Raw genomic sequence first — 21,701 nt, 5'->3', positions numbered from 1 at the left:
CCTACCCGTATCCCTGCGCGTCGCTCACAGAAGTCCCACGGCGGTGTCGACCGCGCCCGCCACGTCCCCGTCGGCCGGATAGAGCAGCGAGCGACCGACGACCAGTCCCTGAACGGTCGGCAGTCGCAGCGCCCCGCGCCATTTCTCGTACGCGCCGTCCAGGTCTCCCTTGACCTCGCCGCCGAGCAGGACGGCGGGGAGCGTCGAGGTCTCCATCACCCGTGCCATGTCGTCGGGGTTCTCGGTGACGGGGACCTTGAGCCAGGTGTACGCGGAGGTGCCGCCCAGCCCCGAGGCGATGGCGATGGAGGTGGTGACGGCTGCTGCTCCCAGATCGGTGCGGAGCCTGCCGTCGGTGCGGTGGCACAGGAACGGCTCCACGAACACGGGCAGCCGGTGGGCCGCCATCGCGTCGACGGTGCGGGCGGCGGTGTGGAGGGTGTCCAGGGAGCCGGGGTCGCCGTAGTCGATTCTCAGCAGGAGCTTGCCCGCGTCGAAGCCGTACCGGGCGAGGTCGACGGGGCGGTGGCCGGTGAAGCGGTCGTCGAGCTCGAAGGCGGCTCCCGCGAGACCGCCGCGGTTCATGGAGCCGATGACGACCCTGTCCTCCAGGGCTCCGAGCAGCAGCAGGTCGTCGAGGACGTCGGCGCCGGCGAGGACCCCGTCGACGCCCGGTCGCGAGAGGGCGAGGCAGAGCCGTTCCAGGAGGTCGAAGCGGTTGGCCATGGCGAGTTCGTCCTCGCCCACGGCCAGGGCACCGCGGGCGGGATGGTCCGCCGCGATGATCATCAGGCGCCCCGTGGCGCCGACCAGGGGACGCCTGCCCCGTCGGGCGGCTGCCTCGGCGACGGCCTCGGGGTGGTGGGTGCGCAGCCGGACGAGATCGGCGACGGAGGAGGCGGGCGGTGTCATGGGGCGGCTCCGGTGGCTCCGGTCTCAGTGGTCGCTCCCGAGGTTCCGGGGGTTCCGGGGGTTCCGGGGGTTCCCGGTTCTCCCGTTGCTCCCGTTCCGTCGACGGCTCCGGCGGCGAGGGCCTGTTCGACCTCGTACGGGAACGGCATCGCGGACGAACAGGCGAGGCGGGACGCGACGATGGCCCCTGCGGCGTTCGCGTAGCGCATGATGCGTTCCGTCTCCCAGCCGGCGAGCAGCCCGTGGCAGAGGGCGCCGCCGAACGCGTCCCCGGCACCGAGCCCGTTGACGACGTCCACGGGGAGGGGCGGGATCCGGGCGGTGGTGCCGTCGCGGTGGACGGCGAGGACGCCTGCGGGGCCCTGTTTGACGACGGCGAGTTCGACCCCGGCGGCCAGCAGGGCGCGGGCGGCCGCGTGCGGTTCGCGTTCGCCGGTGGCGATCTCGCACTCGTCGAGGTTGCCGACGGCGACCGTGGCGTGGGCGAGGGCCTCGCGGTAGCGGGCGGGGGCGGTCGAGGTGTGCGCGGCCGTCAGGGACCCGTCCCAGAACATGGGCCGCCAGTCGAGGTCGAAGACCGTGGCGCGCGGGGTCCCGTCCGTCCGTGTCGCACCGTCCTCGGCCGCCCGTGCAGCGCTCCGGGCACGGAGTGCGGTGAGGGTCGCGGTGCGGCTGGGTTCGGCGCACAGCCCGGTGCCGGTCATCCAGAAGACCCGCGCGGCACGCACCGCGTCCAGGTCGAGCTCCTCCGCGTGGATCTCCAGGTCGGGCGCCTTGGGCTGCCGGTAGAAGTAGAGCGGGAAGTCGTCGGGCGGGAAGATCTCGCAGAAGGTGACCGGGGTCGGATACTCCGCGACGGGTGTCACCCACCGGTCGTCCACTCCGAACTCCTCCAGTGCCTGGTGGAGATAGTCGCCGAAGGCGTCCTTGCCGGTCCTGGTGACCACGGCCGTGCGCCTGCCCAGGCGGGCGGCGGCGACGGCCACATTGGTCGGCGAGCCGCCGAGGAACTTCCCGAAGGTCTCGACCCTGGACAGCGGTACGCCGGTCTGGAGTGGGTAGATGTCCACCCCGATCCGCCCCATGGTGATCACGTCGTACGGCTCAGGCATACGCATCCCTTCGGCTGCCCCCAGGTCTAACCCGCACCCGGGACCCTGTCAACACTTTGTCCGGACATTCGGACGAACTCTTGACACTCCCTTCCGAGGGCTGAAGGGTGGGCGATATGACCTCCTCCGTACCGGCTCCGGCTCGCATCCGCATCGGCTCGGCACCCGACTCATGGGGGGTGTGGTTCCCCGACGATCCGCAGCAGGTGCCCTGGGAACGGTTCCTCGACGAGGTCTCCGAAGCGGGCTACGAGTGGATCGAGCTCGGCCCGTACGGCTACCTGCCGACCGATCCGGCCCGGCTCACGGACGAGACCGCCCGCCGCGGCCTCACCGTCTCCGCGGGAACCGTCTTCACCGGATTGCACCACGGTCCTGACGTCTGGGACCGGACCTGGGAGCATGTCGCCGGCATCGCGGCACTCACCCGGGCCATGGGCGCCGAACACCTGGTGGTCATCCCGTCGTTCTGGCGGGACGACAAGAGCGGCGAGGTGCTGGAGGACCGCACGCTCACGGCGGCGCAGTGGGGCGATCTCACCACCCAGACGGAGCGGCTGGGCCGCGAGGTCCGGGACCGCTACGGACTGCGGATCGTCGTGCACCCGCACGCCGATACGCACATCGACAGCGAGGAGAACGTCAACCGCTTCCTCGACGCCACCGACCCCGAACTGGTCTCGCTCTGCCTCGACACCGGGCACTACGCGTACTGCGGCGGGGACAGCGTCAAGCTCATCGAGACCTACGGCGAACGGATCGGCTACCTCCACCTCAAGCAGGTCGATCCGGTGGTCCTCGCCGATGTCGTGGCGAACGAGGTGCCGTTCGGCCCGGCAGTGGCGCGCGGCGTGATGTGTGAGCCGCCGGGCGGGGTGCCCGCGCTGGAACCCGTACTGGAGGCCGCGCGCGCCCTGGGCACCGACCTGTTCGCGATCGTCGAGCAGGACATGTACCCGTGTCCGCCCGACAAGCCCCTCCCCATCGCCCGCCGCACCCGCGAGTTCCTCCGCGGCTGCGGACCCGCGCGGCCCTCCGCCTGATCCCTCCCGCTCTCCCTGGATCCCCCTCCGTCACAGCAGTCACTTCTTCGTCACGTATATCTCCGTTCCGCAGGGTTTGCGTCACAGGCGCGCGACGCCCCCAGCCCAGCCCGCCGGCCCGTCGTTGGGCCGGACAGACGCTGAGTGGTCGTCAGCGTGCGCACCGGGGCTCCCCCGACGGCCCCCGCCGCCGCCGCGGTGCGCAGTACGGAGGTACAGAGAGGTGTCATTCATGACGGACAGAAGGCTCTGGTCGTACAAGGACATTGCCGCGCACATCCGGGTCCAGCCCGACACCATCCGCTCGTACCGCAAACACGGACTCCTCCCCCCGCCCGACGATGTCCAGCACGGAAAGCCCTACTGGTACGTGGACACGGTCCTCGCCTGGGTCGCCTCCCGCCCCAGCAACCGGGGCCGCTGAGGCCTCACTCCTCCCGTGCCGGTTCGATGATCGTCACGCCCGCCCCCGGCGCTCCGCCCATGGCGGCCAGCGCCGCCGGGGCGGCGTCCAAAGAGATGGTGGAGGTCACCAGCAGGTCGGGGCGCAGGGTGCCTGCCCGGACCATGTCCATCATCGGCGGGTAGTCGTGCGCGGCCATGCCGTGGCTGCCGAGAATCTCCAGCTCCAGGCCGATGACCCGTGCCATCGGCACGACCGGGTCCCCGGCTGCCGACGGCAGCAGCCCGACCTGGACGTGGCGGCCCTGCCGGCGCAGGCTCCGCACCGAAGCGGCACAGGTGACCGGGGAACCCAGGGCATCGAGCGACAGATGCGCACCGCCGCCGGTCAGTTCGCGTACCGCCTCGTCCGCGCCGACGGGATACGCGGAGGCGTCCACGCACTCCGCCGCGCCGAAGGCCCGCGCCAGTTCGAGGGCGTGCGGCGAGACATCGACGGCCACGACCCTGGCTCCGCACGCCACCGCGATCATCACGGCCGACAGCCCGACCCCGCCGCACCCGTGCACGGCGACCCACTCCCCCGGCGAGACCCGGCCCTGACCGACCACGGCCCGGAACGCCGTGGCGAACCGGCATCCGAGCCCCGCCGCCGTGCCGAACGGCATGCCCTCGGGCACGGCGACCAGATTGACGTCGGCCTGTTCCAGCGCCACGTACTCGGCGAACGATCCCCAGTGGCTGAAGCCCGGCTGGGTCTGCCTCTCGCAGACCTGCTGGGCGCCGGCCGCGCAGGCGGCGCAGTGGCCGCAGGCGCAGACGAAGGGAACGGTGACCCGGTCCCCGAGGCGCCAGTTGTACACACCGGAGCCCACCGCCTCGACCACCCCGGCCAGTTCGTGACCGGGGACATGGGGGAGGACGATGTCCGGGTCATGGCCCATCCAGCCGTGCCAGTCGCTCCGGCACAGCCCGGTGGCCCCGACCCGGACCACGACTCCCCCGGCGGAGGGCGCGGGATCCGGGAGGTCCTGGACACGGGCCTCCTGCCCGAACTCCTCGAACACCACTGCCCGCATCGGCCCCGCCCTTCGCTCGTGCCCCGCCTGCCGGGTCCGGCGAATCTACGCTTCGGCCGTGACCTTGTCCCGCTCCTCGTCCCCCGCCCGGGATGTCCCGGGTATCTCCTCGGCGGCCAGGTCCTCGGCGGGGGCCTGTGCGGACTCCCCTTCGCTCAGCCCGAACCTCTGGTGGAAGGCGCGCAGCGGCGCGGGGGCCCACCAGGTGACCCTGCCCATCAGCTTCATGACCGCGGGCACCAAGAGGCTGCGCACCACCATGGCGTCCATCAGCACGGCCAGCGCGATGCCGAGCCCGAGCATCTTGGTGTTGGTCACCCGCGAGGTGCCGATGGCCACCATCACCACCGCCAGGATCACTGCGGCGGCGGTGATCAGCCCGCCCGTGTGCCGCAGTCCGAACGTCACCGAGTGCTCGTGGTCGCCGGTGCGGTCGTACTCCTCCTTGATCCGGGAGAGCAGGAACACGCCGTAGTCCATGGAGAGACCGAAGGCGACGCAGAACATCAGCACGGGCAGGGTCGTCTCTATGTCACCCGTGCTGGTGAAGGAGAGCAGCCCGGACAGATTCCCGTCCTGGAAGACCCAGACCACCGCTCCGAACATCGCGGTCAGGCTCAGGGCGTTGAGCACCACCGCCTGGATCGGTATCAGCACGCTGCCGGTGAGCAGGAAGACCAGCAGCAGGGTCACCACGACGATGATCCCCACCGCCCAGGGCAGCCGGTCGGCGATGGCGTCCTTGGAGTCGACCAGGACGGCCGCCGTGCCGGTCACCGAGGTTTCGAACGGTGCGGGCTCGGCCCGGAGATCCTGGACGAGCTGCTGGGCGCCCTGGCCGACGGACTCCCCGTCGGGCAGCACGGCGAAGTACGCGGACCCGTCTCCCGCGACCGGGCCGTCCACACGCTGCACCCCGGGGAGCGCGGCGATCCTGGTGCGGAAGTCGGCGTACTGGGCGGGTGTCGCCGCGCCTTCGGCGAGCACTTCGAGGCCGCCGCCCGGACTGCCGGGGAAGCCGTCCCGTATGTGCTCCTGGACGACGCGGGACTCGGCGCTCGCGGGCAGCTGGCGGTCGTCCGCCGTACCGAACTTCACCCCGAGGAACGGCAGCCCCAGGAGTACGAGCCCGACCGTGGTGACGACGGCGAAGACCGGTGCCCTGCGCATCACCAGCAGCGCGAAGCGTCCCCATCCCGTGCCCGAACCGTCGGAGGCACCGCCCGCCCTGTCTGCCGCATCCGGCCCGGCCTGCTTGCCCCTGGCGCGGCGCCGCAGCAGCCGGCGAAGGTCCAGCGAGTTGACCCGGGGCCCGAGCAGCATCAGCGCGGCCGGCAGCAGGATCAGGGCTGCGGCTGCGGCCAGCAGCACCACGGCGATGCCCGCATAGGCGAAGGAACGCAGGAAGTACTGCGGGAAGACCATCATCGCCGCCAGCGACACCGCCACCGTCAGGGCGGAGAAGAGCACCGTGCGTCCCGCTGTGCGCAGTGTGGTGCCGATGGCCGTACGGGTGTCCGCCCCTGTGGCCAGCTCCTCGCGGAACCGGCGCACGATGAACAGGGCGTAGTCGATGGCGAGTCCGAGGCCGAGAGCTGTGGTGAGGTTCTGGGCGAACACCGAGACGTCGGTGAACTCGGTGATGCCCCGCAGCACCGCGTTCGTTCCCAGGATCGCGACGATGCCGACAGCGAGCGGCAGCAGGGCCGCGATCGCGCTGCCGAAGACCATGACCAGCAGCACCAGCGTCACCGGCAGGGCGATGAGCTCGGCCCGCAGCAGGTCGTCCTGGATGATCGTCTGCATTTCGTGCCGTACGGCGACGGGTCCGCCGACGGAGACCTCCACCGGGCCGTTCACACCCCGGAAAGCGGGTGCTATGCGGTCGAGGATCTCACCGGCGGCCTTCTCGTCACCCTCGATCCGCGCGGCGACGATCGCTTCGTGGCCGTCCTCGGAGCGCAGAGCGGGGGACGCGCTCCGCCAGTACGAGCCGACGCCGGTGATGCCCTCCTCGGCGGCCAGCCGCTCGGTGAGCCGGGCAGCCTCCGCGGCGACCGCGGGATCGTCGACAGAGGCGCTCCCGCTGTCGACGAGCAGCAGCAGATTGGGCTGCGAAGCGGGGAACTCGCGCTCCAGCACCTGGGTCGTATAGGTCGACTCGGCGTCGGGGTCCTCCCAGCCGCCGCTGCCCATCCGGTCGGCCACACCGCTTCCCGCGAACACGGCGAGCGCCGTGATGACCAGGGCTGCCAGCAACGCCAGCCGTGGCCGTGCGGTGACGAAACGGGTCCAGCCCCCGACACGCTCCGGGCTGTTGACTTCGGACATGGTGCGGTGTCCCCTTCACCCAGACCCGGGCAGCACGAGGCAGCATGGGTCAGTCGTTGCCACTTACACTGGCAAACACGAGTCAGCGCTCGCGTTTCCCAAGAATGCGAGCGGGTGCTCGTGTTTGTCAACCGCGTCTTGAAAGCTGGGGATTGACCGTGTCGGAGGCCAGGGCCGGAGAGGCCACCTCGCCCGCACAGAGCGCCAAGGAGGCCGGGGCCGCCCGGCCGCGCCGCCGCCAGGCACGCGGCGAGGCCCGCATCGCCCAGCTGCTCGATGCCGCAGCGAGCGTCTTCTGCACCAGCGGCTACTACGGCGCCAGCACCAACGCCATCGCCCGCGAGGCCGGCGTCTCACCCGGCACGCTCTACCAGTTCTTCCCCAACAAGGAGGCCATCGCCGTCGAGCTCGGCGACCGGCTCATGCACCGCTGGCGCGAGACGTACGGCGCCGCGTTCGTCCCCAGCCACATGGAGCTCCCCCTCGACCGGATGCTGGACGCGATCCTCGACCCGCTGATCGCCTTCAACTGCGAGAACCCGGCCTTCGCCGTCCTCACCCACGGCTCCGAGATCCCCGGCGTGATCACCCAGGAGCACGACATCCTGCACGCCACGATGGCCACCAGGGTCGAGCAGCTCATCGGCGCCTACCTGCCGGAGCTCCAGGCCGACCAGGTCACCCGCATCGCCGCCATGTCCTTCGTCCTCTTCAAGTCCGGACTTGACCTGATCATGTCCCACGAGGGAGACGAACGGGAGGCGTACATCAGGGAGTTGAAGACGGTGATGTACCGCTACCTGGATCCACTGGTCTGCGAGGGGCCCACGGGGACGACACCCGCGCCGATTGATACCCCCTAGGGGTATAGTCTGGGACGGGTGGGGCGAACCGGCCTTCCGGTGTCCCCTCACGCCACGTCCATGTGTGCTCGCGAAGAGGAGAACGTCATGACCGCCGAGACCGAGATCCCCCGGACCGCCGGCTCCTGCTGCTCGTCCACCGGTTCCTGCCACGACGGGGCGGCCGACGTCCAGGTGGGCGGCGTCACCACCGTGTACGAGGTGAAGGGCATGACCTGCGGCCACTGCGAAGGAGCCGTCTCCGAGGAGATCTCCGGGATCGAGGACGTCACCTCGGTGAAGGCCGAGGCCTCCACCGGCCGGGTGACCGTCGCCTCCAGGGCCCCGCTGACCGAGGACGCGGTGCGCGCCGCCGTCGACGAGGCGGGCTACGAGCTCGTGGGCCTGGCCTGAGCGATCCGGGGCCCGAGCGGCCTGCGGCATCCTTGGAACAGGTCCTCCACCGGACCGCACCACGCACCAATTCCCCTCGGGCCGATTCCCTCACCAGATGCGGCAGATACTGGTAGGGAGCGGCCCGACCTGCTTTACCCAGGAGTCCGGACATGGCGAGCACCACAGCAGCCGCGGCCCCGGCCGCGGAGACCTCCGAGGCCGAGCTCACGATCGGCGGGATGACCTGCGCCTCCTGCGCGGCCCGCGTCGAGAAGAAGCTCAACCGCATGGACGGTGTCACCGCCACGGTCAACTACGCGACGGAGAAGGCCCGCGTCTCCTTCGGCGCCGGAACCGCGCTCGACGACCTCGTCGCCACGGTCGAGAAGACGGGCTACACGGCGCAGCCCGTACCCCGTCCGGCCCCCGAGCCGCCTCAGGCCGCCCCGGACTCCCGGAGCGGGGAACCCGTGCACGACGGGGAACACGCGCAGGGCGAGGACCCCGCGCGGGGTGGGGAAGCCTCGCACGACGGGGAGGCGCCGGCAGCCGCGCCGGGCCAGGAAACCGGGGCGGCGGACCGGGATCGCGAAGGCGCCCAGGACGCGGCCGACCGAACGGCCGCCGAAGCTCTCGCCGCGCTCCGCCAGCGTCTGCTGGTGTCGGCGACACTCGCCGTACCGGTCGTCCTGATGGCCATGGTTCCCGCGCTCCAGTTCGACAACTGGCAGTGGCTCTCCCTCACCCTCGCCGCCCCGGTCGTCGTCTGGGGCGGGCTGCCCTTCCACCGCGCCACCTGGACCAACCTCCGGCACGGTGCCGCGACGATGGACACCCTGGTGTCGGTGGGCACCCTCGCGGCGTTCGGCTGGTCGCTGTGGGCGCTGTTCTTCGGCGACGCCGGCATGCCGGACATGCGGCACGGGTTCGACGCCACCGTCTCCCGCTCCGACCCCGCCTCCACGATCTACCTGGAGGTGGCGTCCGGGGTCATCGGTTTCATCCTGCTGGGCCGCTACCTGGAGGCACGGTCCAAGCGGGCTGCGGGTTCCGCCCTGCGTGCACTGATGCACCTGGGCGCGAAGGACGTGACAGTCCTGCGCGGGGGTACGGAGGTACGCGTCCCCGTCGGCCGGCTCGCCGTGGGCGACCTCTTCGTCGTCCGCCCCGGCGAGAAGATCGCCACGGACGGCACCGTCGTCGAGGGGTTCTCCGCCGTCGACGCCTCGATGCTCACCGGTGAGTCGGTACCGGTGGACACCGCCACGGGCGACTCCGTGGCCGGAGCCACGCTCAACGTGTCCGGACGGCTCGTGGTCGAAGCCACCCGCGTCGGCGCGGACACCCAGCTGGCCCGGATCGCCAAGCTCGTCGAGGACGCCCAGAACGGCAAGGCGGCGGCCCAGCGCCTCGCCGACCGGATCTCGGCGGTCTTCGTCCCCGTCGTCCTGCTGATCGCCCTGGGTACCCTCGTCGCCTGGCTGCTCGCCACCGACGACATCACCGCGTCGTTCACCGCGGCCGTCGCCGTCCTCATCATCGCCTGCCCCTGCGCCCTGGGGCTCGCCACGCCCACCGCCCTCATGGTCGGCACCGGGCGCGGCGCCCAGCTCGGCATCCTCATCAAGGGCCCCGAAGTCCTGGAGACCACCCGCCGCGTCGACACGATCGTCCTCGACAAGACCGGCACCGTCACCACCGGCCGGATGACCCTCGGGCGCGTCCACACCGCCGTCGGCACGACCGAGGCCGACGTCCTCCGCCTTGCGGGCGCCATCGAACACGCCTCCGAACACCCCATCGCGCAGGCCATCGCCGCCGGAGCGGCCGACCGCACCGCGGCCCCCCTCCCCTCCCCCGAGTCCTTCACCGGAATCCCCGGCCTCGGGGTACGCGGCACCGTCGAAGGACACCAGGTGCTGGCGGGCCGCACGAGGCTGCTCACCGACGCCGGGATCGCGCTCACACAGCCGCTGGCCGACGCCATGGCGGACGCCGCGAGCCAGGGCCGTACGGCAGTCGCCGTCGCCTGGGACGGCGAGGCGCGGGGCGTGCTGGAGGTCGCCGACGCGGTGAAGGAGAGCAGTGCAGCGGCCGTCGCGGAGCTGCGCGCCCTGGGCCTCCGGCCGATTCTGCTGACCGGCGACAACCGTGCCGTCGCGGACGCCGTGGCACGCGCGGTCGGGATCGACGAGGTCCATGCGGAGGTCATGCCGCAGGACAAGGTGGAGGTCGTCCGGCGCCTCCAGGCCGAGGGGCGTTCCGTCGCCATGGTCGGTGACGGGGTCAACGACGCCGCCGCGCTCGCCGTGGCCGATCTGGGTCTGTCGATGGGTACCGGGACGGATGCGGCGATCGAGGCCGGCGACCTCACACTCGTTCGTGGAGATATTAAGGTGGCCGCTGACGCCATCCGGCTGTCACGGCGTACGCTGTCGACCATCAGAAGCAACCTCTTCTGGGCCTTCGGCTACAACGTTGCCGCGCTGCCTCTGGCTGCGTTCGGGCTGCTCAGCCCCATGATCGCAGGTGCGGCAATGGCGTTTTCGTCGGTCTTCGTCGTGACGAACAGTCTGCGGTTGCGCTCCTTCACGTAATTTCCACAAAGAGACTTAGATCACACCGATTCGAGGGTAACCATCTGATGGGTTGGTGAGTCTAAGAGTGCGATGCCAAGGATGTCTTGGGGGACGTCCAGTGGAGTGTCTTGGGGGACGCTCCTGGCAAGCGTTGGCCGGGGCACGTGCACCGGGGAGCTTTGAGCGGCCCTCCCGTTCGTACGTACCCCGGCAGACCGCACAGCAGGACCGAACTGAATACGCACCACCAGCCAAACAACGGGAGCCTCGGCTCCCTGCAGACGCCCGGCCGGATCCCGTGGGGGGAATCCGCTCCGGGATATGGGAAGCGCCCTGTCCGTCGACCCGTGGGGGGATCGGCGGCGGGGCGTTTCTCGCACTCCGGCAGCCTCGTGGCGCCGTCGCAAGGCCCCCAGGAACGCCGAAACGCCCCGGACACCGCGCTCTGATCAGCGAGCGCGGCACGCGGGGCGAAGGCAGTCGGCCGATGCGGCCGGGTACTGCAGCAGGTGCGGGAGCCGGATTCAGCGACTCTCGACCGGGACGAAGTCGCGCAGGACCTCGCCGGTGTAGATCTGGCGCGGGCGGCCGATGCGGGATCCCGGCTCCTTGATCATCTCGTGCCACTGGGCGATCCAGCCGGGGAGCCGGCCGATCGCGAAGAGCACGGTGAACATCTCGCTCGGGAAGCCCATGGCCCGGTAGATCAGACCCGTGTAGAAGTCCACGTTGGGGTAGAGGTTGCGCGAGACGAAGTACTCGTCGGAGAGCGCGTGCTCCTCCAGCTTGAGCGCGATGTCGAGCAGCTCGTCGGACTTGCCGAGCGAGGAGAGCACGTCGTGCGCCGCGGCCTTGATGATCGTGGCGCGGGGGTCGAAGGACTTGTAGACGCGGTGGCCGAAGCCCATCAGCCGGACGCCGTCCTCCTTGTTCTTCACCTTGCGGATGAAGGAGTCGACGTCGCCGCCGTTGGCCTGGATGCCCTCGAGCATCTCCAGCACCGACTGGTTGGCGCCACCGTGCAGCGGTCCCCACAGGGCCGAGATACCGGCGGAGATCGAGGCGAACATGTTCGCCTGCGAGGAGCCGACCAGACGCACGGTGGAGGTCGAACAGTTCTGCTCGTGGTCCGCGTGCAGGATGAGCAGCTTCTCCAGCGCCGAGACGACGACCGGGTCCGGCACGTACTCCTGGGCGGGGACCGAGAAGGTCATGCGCAGGAAGTTCTCGACGTAGCCGAGGTCGTTGCGCGGGTAGACGAACGGGTGACCGATCGACTTCTTGTACGCGTACGCCGCGATCGTCGGGAGCTTGGCCAGCAGCCGGATCGTCGAGAGGTGGCGCTGCTCCTCGTCGAACGGGTTGTGGCTGTCCTGGTAGAACGTGGACAGCGCGCTGACGACCGAGGACAGCATGGCCATCGGGTGGGCGTCGCGCGGGAAGCCGTCGAAGAACCGCTTGACGTCCTCGTGCAGCAGCGTGTGCTGGGTGATCTCGTTCTTGAAGTCCGACAGCTCGTCGACCTTCGGAAGCTCACCGTTGATCAGCGTGTAGGCGACCTCGATGAACGTCGAGCTCTCCGCGAGCTGCTCGATCGGGTATCCGCGGTACCGCAGGATGCCCTGCTCGCCGTCGAGGTAGGTGATGGCGGATTTATACGCGGCCGTATTGCCGTATCCGCTGTCCAGCGTGACCAGGCCCGTATTGGCCCGGAGCTTCCCGATGTCGAAGCCCTTGTCGCCGACGGTGCTGTCGATCACCGGGTAGGTGTACTCGTCATCGCCGTACCGCAGTACTACAGAGTTGTCGCTCACGTCATCCCTCACCGACGTAGTGCCTCTTCTTCGAGGTGCCCTGACTGTCTCCACCCTCCCCCATTTGGCTCAGGAGAGTGCACTCGGGGTCGTCCATTGGACCTACTGACGGCACTGAGTGCCGCCAACTTACTCATCCTGCCCCCTGGAATCCGGTTCCGGAAGGCCTCCGTGATGTTTCCCACCGTTTTGATCGATCATTTTTCCGCGAAGTCTGCGACGGGCACCCCACGGAGCCGGAAATCCAGCCCCGTACAGCGCCTGCCTGCGGAAACCGTGCGGACCGCCTGGCCGATGGCCTTGCGTGAACCGACCAGCACGACAAGCTTCTTGGCCCGTGTCACCGCCGTGTACAGCAGATTCCTCTGCAGCATCATCCAGGCACTGGTGGTCACGGGGATGACGACCGCCGGGTACTCGCTGCCCTGGGAGCGGTGGATCGTCATCGCGTAGGCGTGGGCGAGCTCGTCGAGCTCGTCGAAATCGTACGGAATCTCCTCGTCCTCGTCCGTGAGGACCGTCAGCTTCTGCTCGTCGACGTCGAGGGCGGTGACGACGCCGACCGTGCCGTTGAAGACGCCGTTCTCCCCCTTGTCGTAGTTGTTGCGGATCTGGGTGACCTTGTCGCCGACCCGGAAGACCCGGCCGCCGAACCGCTTCTCGGGCAGATCGGGGCGGCCGGGCGTGATGGCCTGCTGGAGCAGCCCGTTGAGATGGCCCGCACCCGCGGGGCCGCGGTGCATCGGGGCGAGAACCTGCACGTCACGGCGGGGGTTCAGGCCGAACTTGGCGGGGATGCGGCGTGCCGCGACGTCCACGGCGAGCACCCCGGCGTCCTCCGTCTCGTCCTCCACGAAGAGGAAGAAGTCGCTCAGCCCCTCGGTCAGCGGGGGCACCCCCGAATTGATCCGGTGGGCGTTGGTGACGACGCCGGACTGCTGGGCCTGACGGAAGATCGTGGTCAGGCGGACGGCCGGCACCGGGCCGCCCTCGGCGAGCAGATCCCGCAGCACCTCCCCGGCGCCGACCGAGGGCAGCTGGTCGACATCGCCCACCAGCAGGAGATGGGCACCGGGTGCCACCGCCTTCACGAGTTTGTTGGCCAGCAGCAGATCGAGCATCGAGGCCTCGTCGACGACGACCAGGTCGGCGTCCAGCGGCCGGTCGCGGTCGTACGCGGCGTCCCCGCCCGGCTTCAGCTCCAGCAGCCGGTGCACGGTGGACGCCTCCGCGCCCGTCAGCTCCGAGAGCCGCTTCGCCGCCCGCCCGGTGGGTGCGGCCAGCACCACCTTCGCGTTCTTGGCGCGGGCCAGCTCGACGACCGACCGGACCGTGAACGACTTGCCGCAGCCGGGACCGCCGGTGAGGACGGCCACCTTCCGGCTGAGCGCGAGCCGGACGGCCGCCTCCTGCTCCGGTGCCAGAGTGGCCCCCGTGCGCTGCGCGAGCCAGGCCAGCGCCTTCTCCCAGTCCACGTCCTGGAAGGCCGGCATCCGGTCCTCCGGCGTACGCAGCAGGCGCTGCACCTGGGCGGCGAGGGAGATCTCGGCGCGGTGGAAGGGCACCAGGTACACAGCGGTGACGGGCACCCCGTCCTCGGGGCCAGGCACCTTCTCCCGTACGACGCCCTCCGGGTCCTCGGCGAGCTCGGCGAGACAGTCGATGACGAGCCCGGTGTCCACCTGGAGGAGCTTCACCCCATCCGCGATGAGCCGCTCCTCGGGCAGGAAGCAGTGCCCCTGGTCCGTGGACTGCGACAGCGCGTACTGGAGTCCGGCCTTGACCCGCTCCGGACTGTCGTGCGGAATGCCGACGGCCTGGGCGATGCGGTCGGCGGTGAGGAAACCGATGCCCCAGACGTCGGCGGCCAGCCGGTAGGGCTGGTTCTTCACGACGGAGATCGAGGCGTCCCCGTACTTCTTGTAGATACGGACGGCGATGGAGGTCGAGACGCCCACGGTCTGCAGGAAGACCATGACCTCCTTGATCGCCTTCTGTTCCTCCCAGGCCGCGGCGATCATCTTCGTCCGCTTCGGGCCGAGGCCGGGCACCTCGACGAGCCTCTTGGGCTGCTGCTCGATGATGTCCAGGGTGTCGACGCCGAAGTGCGTGGTGATGCGGTCGGCCATCACCGGTCCGATGCCCTTGATCAGGCCGGAGCCGAGGTAGCGGCGGATGCCCTGGATCGTGGCGGGGAGGATCGTCGTGTAGTTCTCGACGGTGAACTGTTTCCCGAACTGCGGATGGGAGCCCCAACGGCCCTCCATGCGCAGTGATTCGCCGGGCTGCGCGCCGAGCAGCGAACCGACGACGGTGAGCAGGTCGTTGGCTCCGCGCCCTGTGTCGACGCGCGCGACCGTGTACCCGTTCTCCTCGTTGGCGTACGTGATCCTCTCCAGGACCCCTTCGAGGACAGCCATGTTGGACATACGACGACGTTACCGGTCGGCGCCGACAGCCGGACGGGGCCGGTCGCCCTCCTGCGGGCGGCCGGGGGGGCGTGGTTAACCGTTCGGCGGACCGCGCCCGGTGGCCGATGATGTGCGCATGGCACTGACCGACACCCTGGCGCGCGCGGACGCCGACCTCGCCGCCGGACGCATACCCATGGCCCGCACCCGGCTTCGCGGGCTCGTCCAGGCCTACCCCGCGAGTGCGGAGGTACGCCGGCGCCTGGCGGAGATCTACCGGCTGTACGGCGAACCGGAGCAGGCGGGACGGTGGATGTACCTGGAGGAGGACCGCGATCCGGTGGAGACGGCCGCCTTCGAGGACCGGTACGGCGAGCCTGCCCGGCGCATGCGCGCACTGGCCTGGCGGGGGCATGAATCGCTGGCCGGATCCGCTTTCGCCGAAGCGCAGTTGACCGCTGTCCGTGCCGCCTGTGCGGAGTCGCTGGGCCGTGCCGTCGACTGGGACACCTTCACCGGCGAGGAGGAGGAGCCTGACACGGGCGGCATGCGCCGTGTCGCGGGGTGTGCGGGGACGTTCCTCCTCGTGGCGGTCTGGGTGAACGGGCTGGTCGACCTGTTCGACTGAGCCCGGCACGCCCCGGCCCGGCGCCGGGAATTGTTCGAGAAACACATCCGGGCACCCCGCCCAGTGCCCCGTCCAGGCCCTCGGGAGGGCCGCCCGGAGCGCTCCCGCCCTTCCCCCGCCCCTGCCGCCCGACCCTCTCGCGAAAGGCGCGCAGCCGCCCGTCAGGACTCATCACCAAACGGCTCTGACCTGGGATGATGCAGCAACTCCGCCTAGAATTGGGGCCTCGGGAAGGGGGTCCGGATGGACCGGAACATACGCTCGGTGGACGACGTACTGAAGCTCATGGACAGCCTGTTCGCACCGGGGGCCGACCGGTGGACCGGTGGGGCGGGCACATGGTGGGACGGGTTCTACGCGGACCGGTCGAAGCCCGTGCCGTTCTTCGTGGCGAAGCCGGACGAGAGCCTCGTCTCGTACCTCGACCGGGGCCTGGTCGCCCCGGGCCGGGCGCTCGACCTCGGCTGCGGGCCGGGGCGCAACGCGCTGCACCTCGCCTCGCGGGGCTTCGAGGTGGACGCGGTCGATCTGTCGCCCGGGGCCATCGCCTGGGCCGGGGAGCGGGCCCATGAGGCCGGGGCGGACATCCGCTTCCACTGCGGAGACGCCTTCGCCGAGGACGCACCGGCCGGGCCGTACGACCTGGTCCACGACTCCGGCTGCTTCCACCACCTGCCGCCCCACCGCCGCGTCAGCTACCTCGCGTTCGTGGACCGTGTCCTCGCCCCCGGCGGGCACCTGTCCCTCAGCTGCTTCGCCTCGGGTGCGATGGGCTCCGAGCTGCCGGACGCGGACTTCTACCGTGAGGCGGGACTCCAGGGCGGGCTCGCCTACACGCCGGAGTCGCTGCGCTGGATCTTCTCCGAACTGACGGAGGTCGAACTGCGCCGGATGCGGGACGAACCGGCCGACTCCCCTTGTTTCGGCGAGGAGTTCCTCTGGACCGCGCTGTTCAGGAAGGCCCGTTGACTGTCCCGGCGGACCGGCCGCGCGCCCACTCAGAGAAGCGTCAGACCCAGATGCTCGGTGAGCGCTTCGCCCTGCGCGGGCGTGGCCAGGACGATGATGCTGTCGTGGATGGAGCCCGGCTCCCGCGCGAAGTCGACGTTGCGCCATGACCGGGGGTCGTCGTCATGGGCGGTCTCCCTGATGGCCAGGTAGGCCGTCTCATGGTCGTAGTAGTCCTCCGAGAAGTGCTCGGCCACGAGGGAGACGAGCGTGCCGTTCCTCTCGAACTCCAGAAGATCACAGCGGCCGCCACCCTCGAATCCGCCTTCGCCCTTGACGATCCGGACGTCGGTGACGGTGACTCTGCCGCCCGCGACCTCGGCGGCGCCTGCCAGCAGGGGTGCGTAGTCCTCATAGATGGAGTCGATGTCGTCGACGTGCACCGAGACCGCCGCACCGAATTCCACCAAGGCACCGGCCGCCTCGGCGGGGGCCAGCTCGTCGTCCGCGTAGGCGGCAAGTCCTTCGAGGACGCTGTGCATCTTCTCCGCGGACACCATGCCGGTCTCGTGGAGGAGCGCGCCGACGCTTCTGTAGGTCACTGGTGAATCCTTCGCCATTTCGGCGATCCTGCCAGACAGGCGACGGGCCTCCGCCGCGGCGCCGTCGTTCCGGGAAGCCGGCGTTCCGGGAAGCCTGCGTCCCGTAAAAGCGGAATGGGGCCCGGCCACCAGGCCGGACCCCCCTCGCTGTCCCCCTCCGTCGGGTCTTCCCGATCCCCCCGGACCCCTCCCCGGAAGTCCCGACGCTGAGTACGACCGGGCAAGGTGCGTAAAGGTTGCACGCCTTGACGTTCTCTTTACCAATGTCCGCCGGACACGCTCTCAGCAGGCATGTTCCAGGTAGCGGGAAGCGACCTCCGCCAGCACCTCGGCGCCGTCACGCGCCCACAGGTCCTCGTTGAAGATCTCGACCTCGATCGGGCCGTCGAAGCCGGTGGCCTCGACCTGCCGGCGCATGGCCCTGAAGTCCACGCACCCGTCGCCCAGTTGGCCCCGGCCCACCAGGACGCCCGCCGGAAGCGGAGTGATCCAGTCGGCCAGCTGGAAGGAGTGGATCCGGCCGCCCGCGCCCGCCCGGGCGATCTGTGCGGGAGCCTGGTCGTCCCACCAGATGTGGTACGCGTCGACGACCACGCCGACCTGCTCGGCCGGAAAGCGCTCTGCGAGGTCGAGGGCCTGGGACAGGGTGGAGACGACGCAGCGGTCCGAGGCGAACATCGGGTGCAGCGGCTCGATCGCCAGCCGTACGCCCCGCTCCTGCGCGTACGGGCCCAACTCGCCCAGGGCGTCGGCGATCCGCTCCCGGGCGGCGTACAGGTCCTTCTCTCCGGACGGGAGTCCGCCGGAGACCAGGACCAGGGTGTCGGTGGACAGGGCCGCGGCCTCGTCGACCGCCGCCCGGTTGTCGTCCAGGGCGCGGGCCTGCTCGGCGGGGTCGACCGCGGTGAGGAAGCCGCCCCGGCAGAGGCTGGTGACGGTGAGGCCCGCGTCCTTCACCAGTTGTGCGGCGCGCTCGACCCCGTACTCCTGTACGGGGGCCCGCCACAGGCCGACCTGTCCGATGCCCGCCTTGACGCAGCCCTCGGTGAGCTCGGGCAGGGACCACTGCTTGATGGTCTCCTGGTTGATGGAGAGGCGGGAAAGGGCGGTGCTCATCGTGCTCCTCCGTGGACGGCCAGCAAGGCGCGCATCCGGGTTTCGGCCAGCTCCGGGTCGGGGAACAGGCCGAGGCGGTCGGCGAGTTCGTACGCCGTCGCCAGGTGCGGCAGCGAGCGTGCGGACTGCAGGCCGCCGACCATCGTGAAGTGGTCCTGGTGGCCCGCCAGCCAGGCGAGGAAGACCACGCCGGTCTTGTAGTAGCGGGTCGGGGCCTCGAAGAGGTGGCGGGACAGCTCGACCGTCGGGTCGAGAAGGGCGCGGAAGCCCTCGACGTCCCCGGTGTCCAGGACCCGTACCGCGTGGGCGGCCAGAGGGCCCAGCGGGTCGAAGATGCCGAGCAGCGCGTGGCTGAAGCCCCGGTCGTCGCCGGCGATCAGCTCGGGGTAGTTGAAGTCGTCGCCGGTGTAGCAGCGCACCCCGCTGGGAAGACGGCGCCGGACGTCGATCTCGCGCTCGGCGTCCAGGAGCGAGATCTTGATGCCGTCGACCTTGTCCGGGTGTTCAGCGATGACCTTCAGGAAGGTGTCCGTGGCCGCGTCGAGGTCCGGGGAGCCCCAGTAGCCCTCCAGCGCGGGGTCGAACATGGGGCCGAGCCAGTGCAGGACGACCGGTTCCGTGGCCTGGCGCAGGAGATGGGCGTACGTCTCCAGGTAGTCCTCGGGTCCCTTCGCCGCGGCGGCCAGCGCGCGGGAGGCCATCAGGATGGCCTGGGCTCCGCTCTCCTCGACGAGGGCCAGTTGCTCCTCGTACGCCGCACGCACCTCTGCGAGCGTCGCGGGGCCGGTGAGCTGGTCGGTGCCGACACCGCAGGCGATCCTGCCGCCGACCGACTTCGCCTCGGCGGAGGACCGGCGGATCAGTTCCGCGGCGCCCGCCCAGTCCAGGCCCATGCCTCGCTGCGCGGTGTCCATCGCTTCGGCGACGCCCAGGCCGTGCGACCAGAGGTGGCGGCGGAAGGCGAGGGTGGCGTCCCAGTCGACGACGGCGGGAGCGTCGGGGCTGACGTCGGCGTACGGGTCGGCGACGACGTGGGCGGCCGAGAAGACCGTACGGGAGGCGAGCGCCGCGCCGCCCGGTGCGAGGTCGAGCGGGGTGCTGCGCGGCTCGTACGGGCCCTGCGGGAGGTGGATGGTCACAGGCTCAGCTCCGGCACGTCGAAGCGGCGGCCCTCGGCGGACGACTTGAGGCCGAGCTCGGCGAGCTGGACACCGCGGGCGCCGGCCATCAGGTCCCAGGTGTAGGGCTCGTCGAGCACGATGTGGCGCAGGAAGAGCTCCCACTGGGCCTTGAAGCCGTTGTCGAAGACGGCGTTGTCGGGGACTTCCTGCCACTGGTCGCGGAACGGCTCGGTGACCGGGAGGTCGGGGTTCCAGACCGGCTTCGGCGTGGCCGAGCGGTGCTGGACGCGGCAGTTGCGCAGTCCGGCGACGGCGGAGCCGTGGGTGCCGTCGACTTGGAACTCGACGAGCTCGTCGCGGTTGACGCGGACCGTCCAGGAGGAGTTGATCTGGGCGACGGCACCGCTCGCCAGCTGGAAGGTGCCGTACGCGGCGTCGTCGGCGGTGGCGGCGTAGGGCTTGCCCTGCTCGTCCCAGCGCTGCGGAATGTGTGTCTGCACGTGCGCGGACACGCTCGTGACCTGGCCGAACAGCTCGTGCAGCACGTACTCCCAGTGCGGGAACATGTCGACGACGATGCCGCCGCCGTCCTCCGCGCGGTAGTTCCAGGACGGCCGCTGGGCCTCCTGCCAGTCGCCTTCGAACACCCAGTAGCCGAACTCGCCGCGCACGGAGAGGATCTCGCCGAAGAAGCCGCCGTCGATGAGGCGCTTCAGCTTCAGCAGGCCCGGCAGGAAGATCTTGTCCTGGACGACGCCGTGCTTGATTCCGGCGTCGCGGGCGAGGCGGGCCAGGTCCAGGGCGCCCTCGACGTCCGTGGCGGTGGGCTTCTCGGTGTAGATGTGCTTGCCCGCGGCGATCGCCTTCTTGATCGCCTCGACGCGGGCCGAGGTGACCTGGGCGTCGAAGTAGATGTCGATCGATTCGTCGGCGAGTACCGCGTCCAGGTCGGTCGACCACTCGGTCAGACCGTGCTGTGCGGCGAGTGCCTCCAGCGCGTGGGCGCGGCGGCCGACGAGGACGGGCTCGGGCCACAGCACCTCGCCGTCGCCGAGGTCGAGGCCGCCCTGCTCGCGGATCGCGAGGATCGAGCGCACCAGGTGCTGCCGGTATCCCATGCGACCCGTGACGCCGTTCATGGCGATGCGCACTGTCCTGCGTGTCACGAAGTTCCCTCCATAAAGCCGTAGCAAGCGCTTTCTATTTGGTATGACGCTAGCCTGCCGACAGCGGCCCGGACAAGAGGGGCCGCGCCACAACTCCTCGGAGGAGAGCGATGACAGTCACCCTGGCGGACGTGGCGGCTCGCGCCCGGGTGTCCCCGGCCACCGTGTCCCGCGTGCTGAACGGCAACTACCCGGTGGCCGCGTCCACCCGGGAGCGGGTCCTGCGTGCGGTCGACGACCTCGACTACGTACTGAACGGCCCCGCCAGTTCGCTCGCCGCCTCGACGTCCGACCTGGTCGGGATCCTGGTCAACGACATCGCCGACCCCTTCTTCGGGATCATGGCGGGGGCCGCACAGACCGAGATCGGCGGACCCGGCGACGGATCGGGCCGCGGGGGCGGCGAGAAGCTCGCCGTCGTCTGCAACACCGGCGGCTCCCCCGAGCGTGAACTCACCTACCTGACCCTGCTCCAGCGCCAGCGCGCCGCAGCGGTCGTCCTGACCGGTGGCGCCCTGGAGGACCCGGCCCACCAGGCCGCGATGGCCGTCAAGCTGGCGAAACTCGCGGACGCCGGTACCCGCATCGTGTTCTGCGGGCGGCCGCCGCTGCCGGACACCGACGCGGTCGTGGCCTCGCTCGCCTTCGACAACCGGGGCGGCGGCCGGCGGCTCACCGAGCACCTCGTCTCGCTCGGCCACCGGCGCATCGGGTACGTCGCGGGGCCGCTGGAGCGCACCACCACACGGCACCGCCTCGAGGGCCACCGCGAGGCGATGAAGGCGGCGGGGCTGTACGGGGACGAGGAGCGGCTCACCGTCCACGGCCCGTACGACCGCCGGTCCGGCTACGAAGCCACGCTCGAACTCCTGCGCAGGGAACCGGATGTGACGGCCGTCGTCGCCGCCAACGACACCGTGGCACTGGGTGCCGGTGCGGCGATCCGGGACCGCGGGCTGCGCATCCCCGAGGACGTCTCGGTGGCGGGCTTCGACGATCTGCCGTTCTCGGTGGACGCGGTACCGGCGCTGACGACCGTACGGCTGCCGCTGTTCGAGGCCGGGGCACGCGCGGGCCGGCTGGCGATGGGCAAGGAGAAGCCGCCGGCCGGCGGCATAGCGACGATTGCGGCGGAACTGATGGTCCGCGGCTCGACAGCGCCGCCGCGGGTGGGGTGAGGATTCCCTCGCGGAAACGGG

Annotated in this window: 18 protein-coding genes; 8 read left to right on the top strand and 10 right to left on the bottom strand. The window is 70.5% G+C overall.

Going from position 1 to position 21,701, the window contains the following annotated elements; translation table 11 throughout:
* Window positions 1-24: 24 nt before the first annotated feature.
* Both OG257_RS25045 and iolC read right to left on the bottom strand, forming a co-directional pair.
* Window positions 25-912 (bottom strand): Cgl0159 family (beta/alpha)8-fold protein, encoded by an 888-nt coding sequence (locus tag OG257_RS25045; RefSeq protein WP_329210933.1) that lies wholly within the window; start codon window positions 910-912, stop codon window positions 25-27.
* Window positions 909-2,024 carry a 5-dehydro-2-deoxygluconokinase gene (gene iolC, locus OG257_RS25040; RefSeq protein ID WP_329210931.1) on the bottom strand — a complete coding sequence of 372 codons (1,116 nt, stop codon included), beginning with the start codon at window positions 2,022-2,024 and terminating at the stop codon, window positions 909-911. The genes OG257_RS25045 and iolC overlap by 4 nt, the downstream gene beginning before the upstream one ends.
* A gap of 116 nt (window positions 2,025-2,140) precedes the next feature.
* On the opposite strand from iolC, the gene OG257_RS25035 reads away from it, so the two are divergent.
* Window positions 2,141-3,067: a sugar phosphate isomerase/epimerase family protein gene (locus tag OG257_RS25035; protein ID WP_329210929.1), complete on the top strand. Its 927-nt coding sequence runs from the start codon at window positions 2,141-2,143 to the stop codon at window positions 3,065-3,067.
* A 232-nt stretch (window positions 3,068-3,299) separates the two neighbouring features.
* Window positions 3,300-3,491, top strand: coding sequence for a helix-turn-helix transcriptional regulator (locus OG257_RS25030; RefSeq protein WP_329210927.1), 192 nt, complete (start codon window positions 3,300-3,302; stop codon window positions 3,489-3,491).
* A gap of 4 nt (window positions 3,492-3,495) precedes the next feature.
* Here OG257_RS25030 and OG257_RS25025 read toward each other — a convergent pair whose 3' ends face one another.
* Both OG257_RS25025 and OG257_RS25020 read right to left on the bottom strand, forming a co-directional pair.
* Window positions 3,496-4,548, bottom strand: coding sequence for a zinc-dependent alcohol dehydrogenase family protein (locus OG257_RS25025; RefSeq protein WP_329210925.1), 1,053 nt, complete (start codon window positions 4,546-4,548; stop codon window positions 3,496-3,498).
* Between the two features lie 45 nt (window positions 4,549-4,593).
* Window positions 4,594-6,879, bottom strand: coding sequence for an MMPL family transporter (locus tag OG257_RS25020; protein ID WP_329210923.1), 2,286 nt, complete (start codon window positions 6,877-6,879; stop codon window positions 4,594-4,596).
* A 104-nt stretch (window positions 6,880-6,983) separates the two neighbouring features.
* Between OG257_RS25020 and OG257_RS25015 the strand changes: the two genes are divergently transcribed.
* The 3 genes from OG257_RS25015 (at window position 6,984) to OG257_RS25005 (ending at window position 10,714) form a co-directional block, all read left to right on the top strand.
* A complete protein-coding gene (locus OG257_RS25015; RefSeq protein ID WP_443054478.1) occupies window positions 6,984-7,742 on the top strand; it encodes a TetR family transcriptional regulator in 759 nt (252 codons plus the stop codon).
* An 87-nt stretch (window positions 7,743-7,829) separates the two neighbouring features.
* Window positions 7,830-8,135, top strand: coding sequence for a heavy-metal-associated domain-containing protein (locus OG257_RS25010; RefSeq protein ID WP_329210920.1), 306 nt, complete (start codon window positions 7,830-7,832; stop codon window positions 8,133-8,135).
* Window positions 8,136-8,287: 152 nt separating this feature from the next.
* On the top strand, window positions 8,288-10,714 hold the full coding sequence (locus OG257_RS25005; protein ID WP_329210918.1) for a heavy metal translocating P-type ATPase: 2,427 nt from the start codon (window positions 8,288-8,290) through the stop codon (window positions 10,712-10,714).
* Between the two features lie 506 nt (window positions 10,715-11,220).
* Here the strand turns inward: OG257_RS25005 and OG257_RS25000 are convergent.
* Window positions 11,221-12,510, bottom strand: coding sequence for a citrate synthase (locus OG257_RS25000; protein WP_329210916.1), 1,290 nt, complete (start codon window positions 12,508-12,510; stop codon window positions 11,221-11,223).
* Window positions 12,511-12,707: 197 nt separating this feature from the next.
* On the bottom strand, window positions 12,708-14,939 hold the full coding sequence (gene recD2 / locus OG257_RS24995) for an SF1B family DNA helicase RecD2 (RefSeq protein ID WP_329210914.1): 2,232 nt from the start codon (window positions 14,937-14,939) through the stop codon (window positions 12,708-12,710).
* 118 nt (window positions 14,940-15,057) lie between these two features.
* Here recD2 and OG257_RS24990 point away from each other — a divergent pair, with 118 nt between their 5' ends.
* Entirely contained in the window at window positions 15,058-15,549 is a 492-nt protein-coding gene (locus OG257_RS24990) for a DUF6584 family protein (RefSeq protein ID WP_329210913.1), read from the top strand.
* Window positions 15,550-15,792: 243 nt separating this feature from the next.
* Window positions 15,793-16,518, top strand: a complete 726-nt coding sequence (locus OG257_RS24985) for a class I SAM-dependent methyltransferase (protein ID WP_329210912.1) — start codon at window positions 15,793-15,795, stop codon at window positions 16,516-16,518.
* 29 nt (window positions 16,519-16,547) lie between these two features.
* Here the strand turns inward: OG257_RS24985 and OG257_RS24980 are convergent, their stop codons facing one another.
* The 4 genes from OG257_RS24980 to OG257_RS24965 all read right to left on the bottom strand — a co-directional run bounded on the left by OG257_RS24980 (window position 16,548) and on the right by OG257_RS24965 (window position 20,502).
* Window positions 16,548-17,099: a hypothetical protein gene (locus OG257_RS24980; RefSeq protein ID WP_329210910.1), complete on the bottom strand. Its 552-nt coding sequence runs from the start codon at window positions 17,097-17,099 to the stop codon at window positions 16,548-16,550.
* A 282-nt stretch (window positions 17,100-17,381) separates the two neighbouring features.
* Window positions 17,382-18,215, bottom strand: a complete 834-nt coding sequence (locus tag OG257_RS24975; protein WP_329210908.1) for a sugar phosphate isomerase/epimerase family protein — start codon at window positions 18,213-18,215, stop codon at window positions 17,382-17,384.
* Entirely contained in the window at window positions 18,212-19,354 is a 1,143-nt protein-coding gene (locus tag OG257_RS24970) for a dihydrodipicolinate synthase family protein (RefSeq protein WP_329210906.1), read from the bottom strand. Before OG257_RS24970 ends, OG257_RS24975 begins: the two co-directional genes overlap by 4 nt.
* Window positions 19,351-20,502 (bottom strand): Gfo/Idh/MocA family protein, encoded by a 1,152-nt coding sequence (locus OG257_RS24965; protein WP_329210904.1) that lies wholly within the window; start codon window positions 20,500-20,502, stop codon window positions 19,351-19,353. Before OG257_RS24965 ends, OG257_RS24970 begins: the two co-directional genes overlap by 4 nt.
* 110 nt (window positions 20,503-20,612) lie before the next feature.
* Here OG257_RS24965 and OG257_RS24960 point away from each other — a divergent pair, with 110 nt between their 5' ends.
* A complete protein-coding gene (locus OG257_RS24960; RefSeq protein WP_329210902.1) occupies window positions 20,613-21,680 on the top strand; it encodes a LacI family DNA-binding transcriptional regulator in 1,068 nt (355 codons plus the stop codon).
* Window positions 21,681-21,701 lie beyond the last annotated feature (21 nt).

This window comes from Streptomyces sp. NBC_00683 (genome assembly GCF_036226745.1).
Classification (GTDB): Bacteria; Actinomycetota; Actinomycetes; order Streptomycetales; family Streptomycetaceae; genus Streptomyces.
The sequence above is the reverse complement of the archived record's forward strand: the minus strand, read 5'-3'. Positions and strand labels throughout refer to the sequence as shown.

Excerpts from the sequence above, each read along its gene's own strand:
- OG257_RS25045 (WP_329210933.1), bottom strand. The coding sequence starts at position 912 with ATGACACCGCCCGCCTCCTCCGTCGCCGATCTCGTCCGGCTGCGCACC.
- iolC (WP_329210931.1), bottom strand. The coding sequence starts at position 2,024 with ATGCCTGAGCCGTACGACGTGATCACCATGGGGCGGATCGGGGTGGAC.
- OG257_RS25035 (WP_329210929.1), top strand. The coding sequence starts at position 2,141 with ATGACCTCCTCCGTACCGGCTCCGGCTCGCATCCGCATCGGCTCGGCA.
- OG257_RS25030 (WP_329210927.1), top strand. The coding sequence starts at position 3,300 with ATGACGGACAGAAGGCTCTGGTCGTACAAGGACATTGCCGCGCACATC.
- OG257_RS25025 (WP_329210925.1), bottom strand. The coding sequence starts at position 4,548 with ATGCGGGCAGTGGTGTTCGAGGAGTTCGGGCAGGAGGCCCGTGTCCAG.
- OG257_RS25020 (WP_329210923.1), bottom strand. The coding sequence starts at position 6,879 with ATGTCCGAAGTCAACAGCCCGGAGCGTGTCGGGGGCTGGACCCGTTTC.
- OG257_RS25015 (WP_443054478.1), top strand. The coding sequence starts at position 6,984 with ATGCGAGCGGGTGCTCGTGTTTGTCAACCGCGTCTTGAAAGCTGGGGA.
- OG257_RS25010 (WP_329210920.1), top strand. The coding sequence starts at position 7,830 with ATGACCGCCGAGACCGAGATCCCCCGGACCGCCGGCTCCTGCTGCTCG.
- OG257_RS25005 (WP_329210918.1), top strand. The coding sequence starts at position 8,288 with ATGGCGAGCACCACAGCAGCCGCGGCCCCGGCCGCGGAGACCTCCGAG.
- recD2 (WP_329210914.1), bottom strand. The coding sequence starts at position 14,939 with ATGTCCAACATGGCTGTCCTCGAAGGGGTCCTGGAGAGGATCACGTAC.
- OG257_RS24990 (WP_329210913.1), top strand. The coding sequence starts at position 15,058 with ATGGCACTGACCGACACCCTGGCGCGCGCGGACGCCGACCTCGCCGCC.
- OG257_RS24985 (WP_329210912.1), top strand. The coding sequence starts at position 15,793 with ATGGACCGGAACATACGCTCGGTGGACGACGTACTGAAGCTCATGGAC.
- OG257_RS24975 (WP_329210908.1), bottom strand. The coding sequence starts at position 18,215 with ATGAGCACCGCCCTTTCCCGCCTCTCCATCAACCAGGAGACCATCAAG.
- OG257_RS24960 (WP_329210902.1), top strand. The coding sequence starts at position 20,613 with ATGACAGTCACCCTGGCGGACGTGGCGGCTCGCGCCCGGGTGTCCCCG.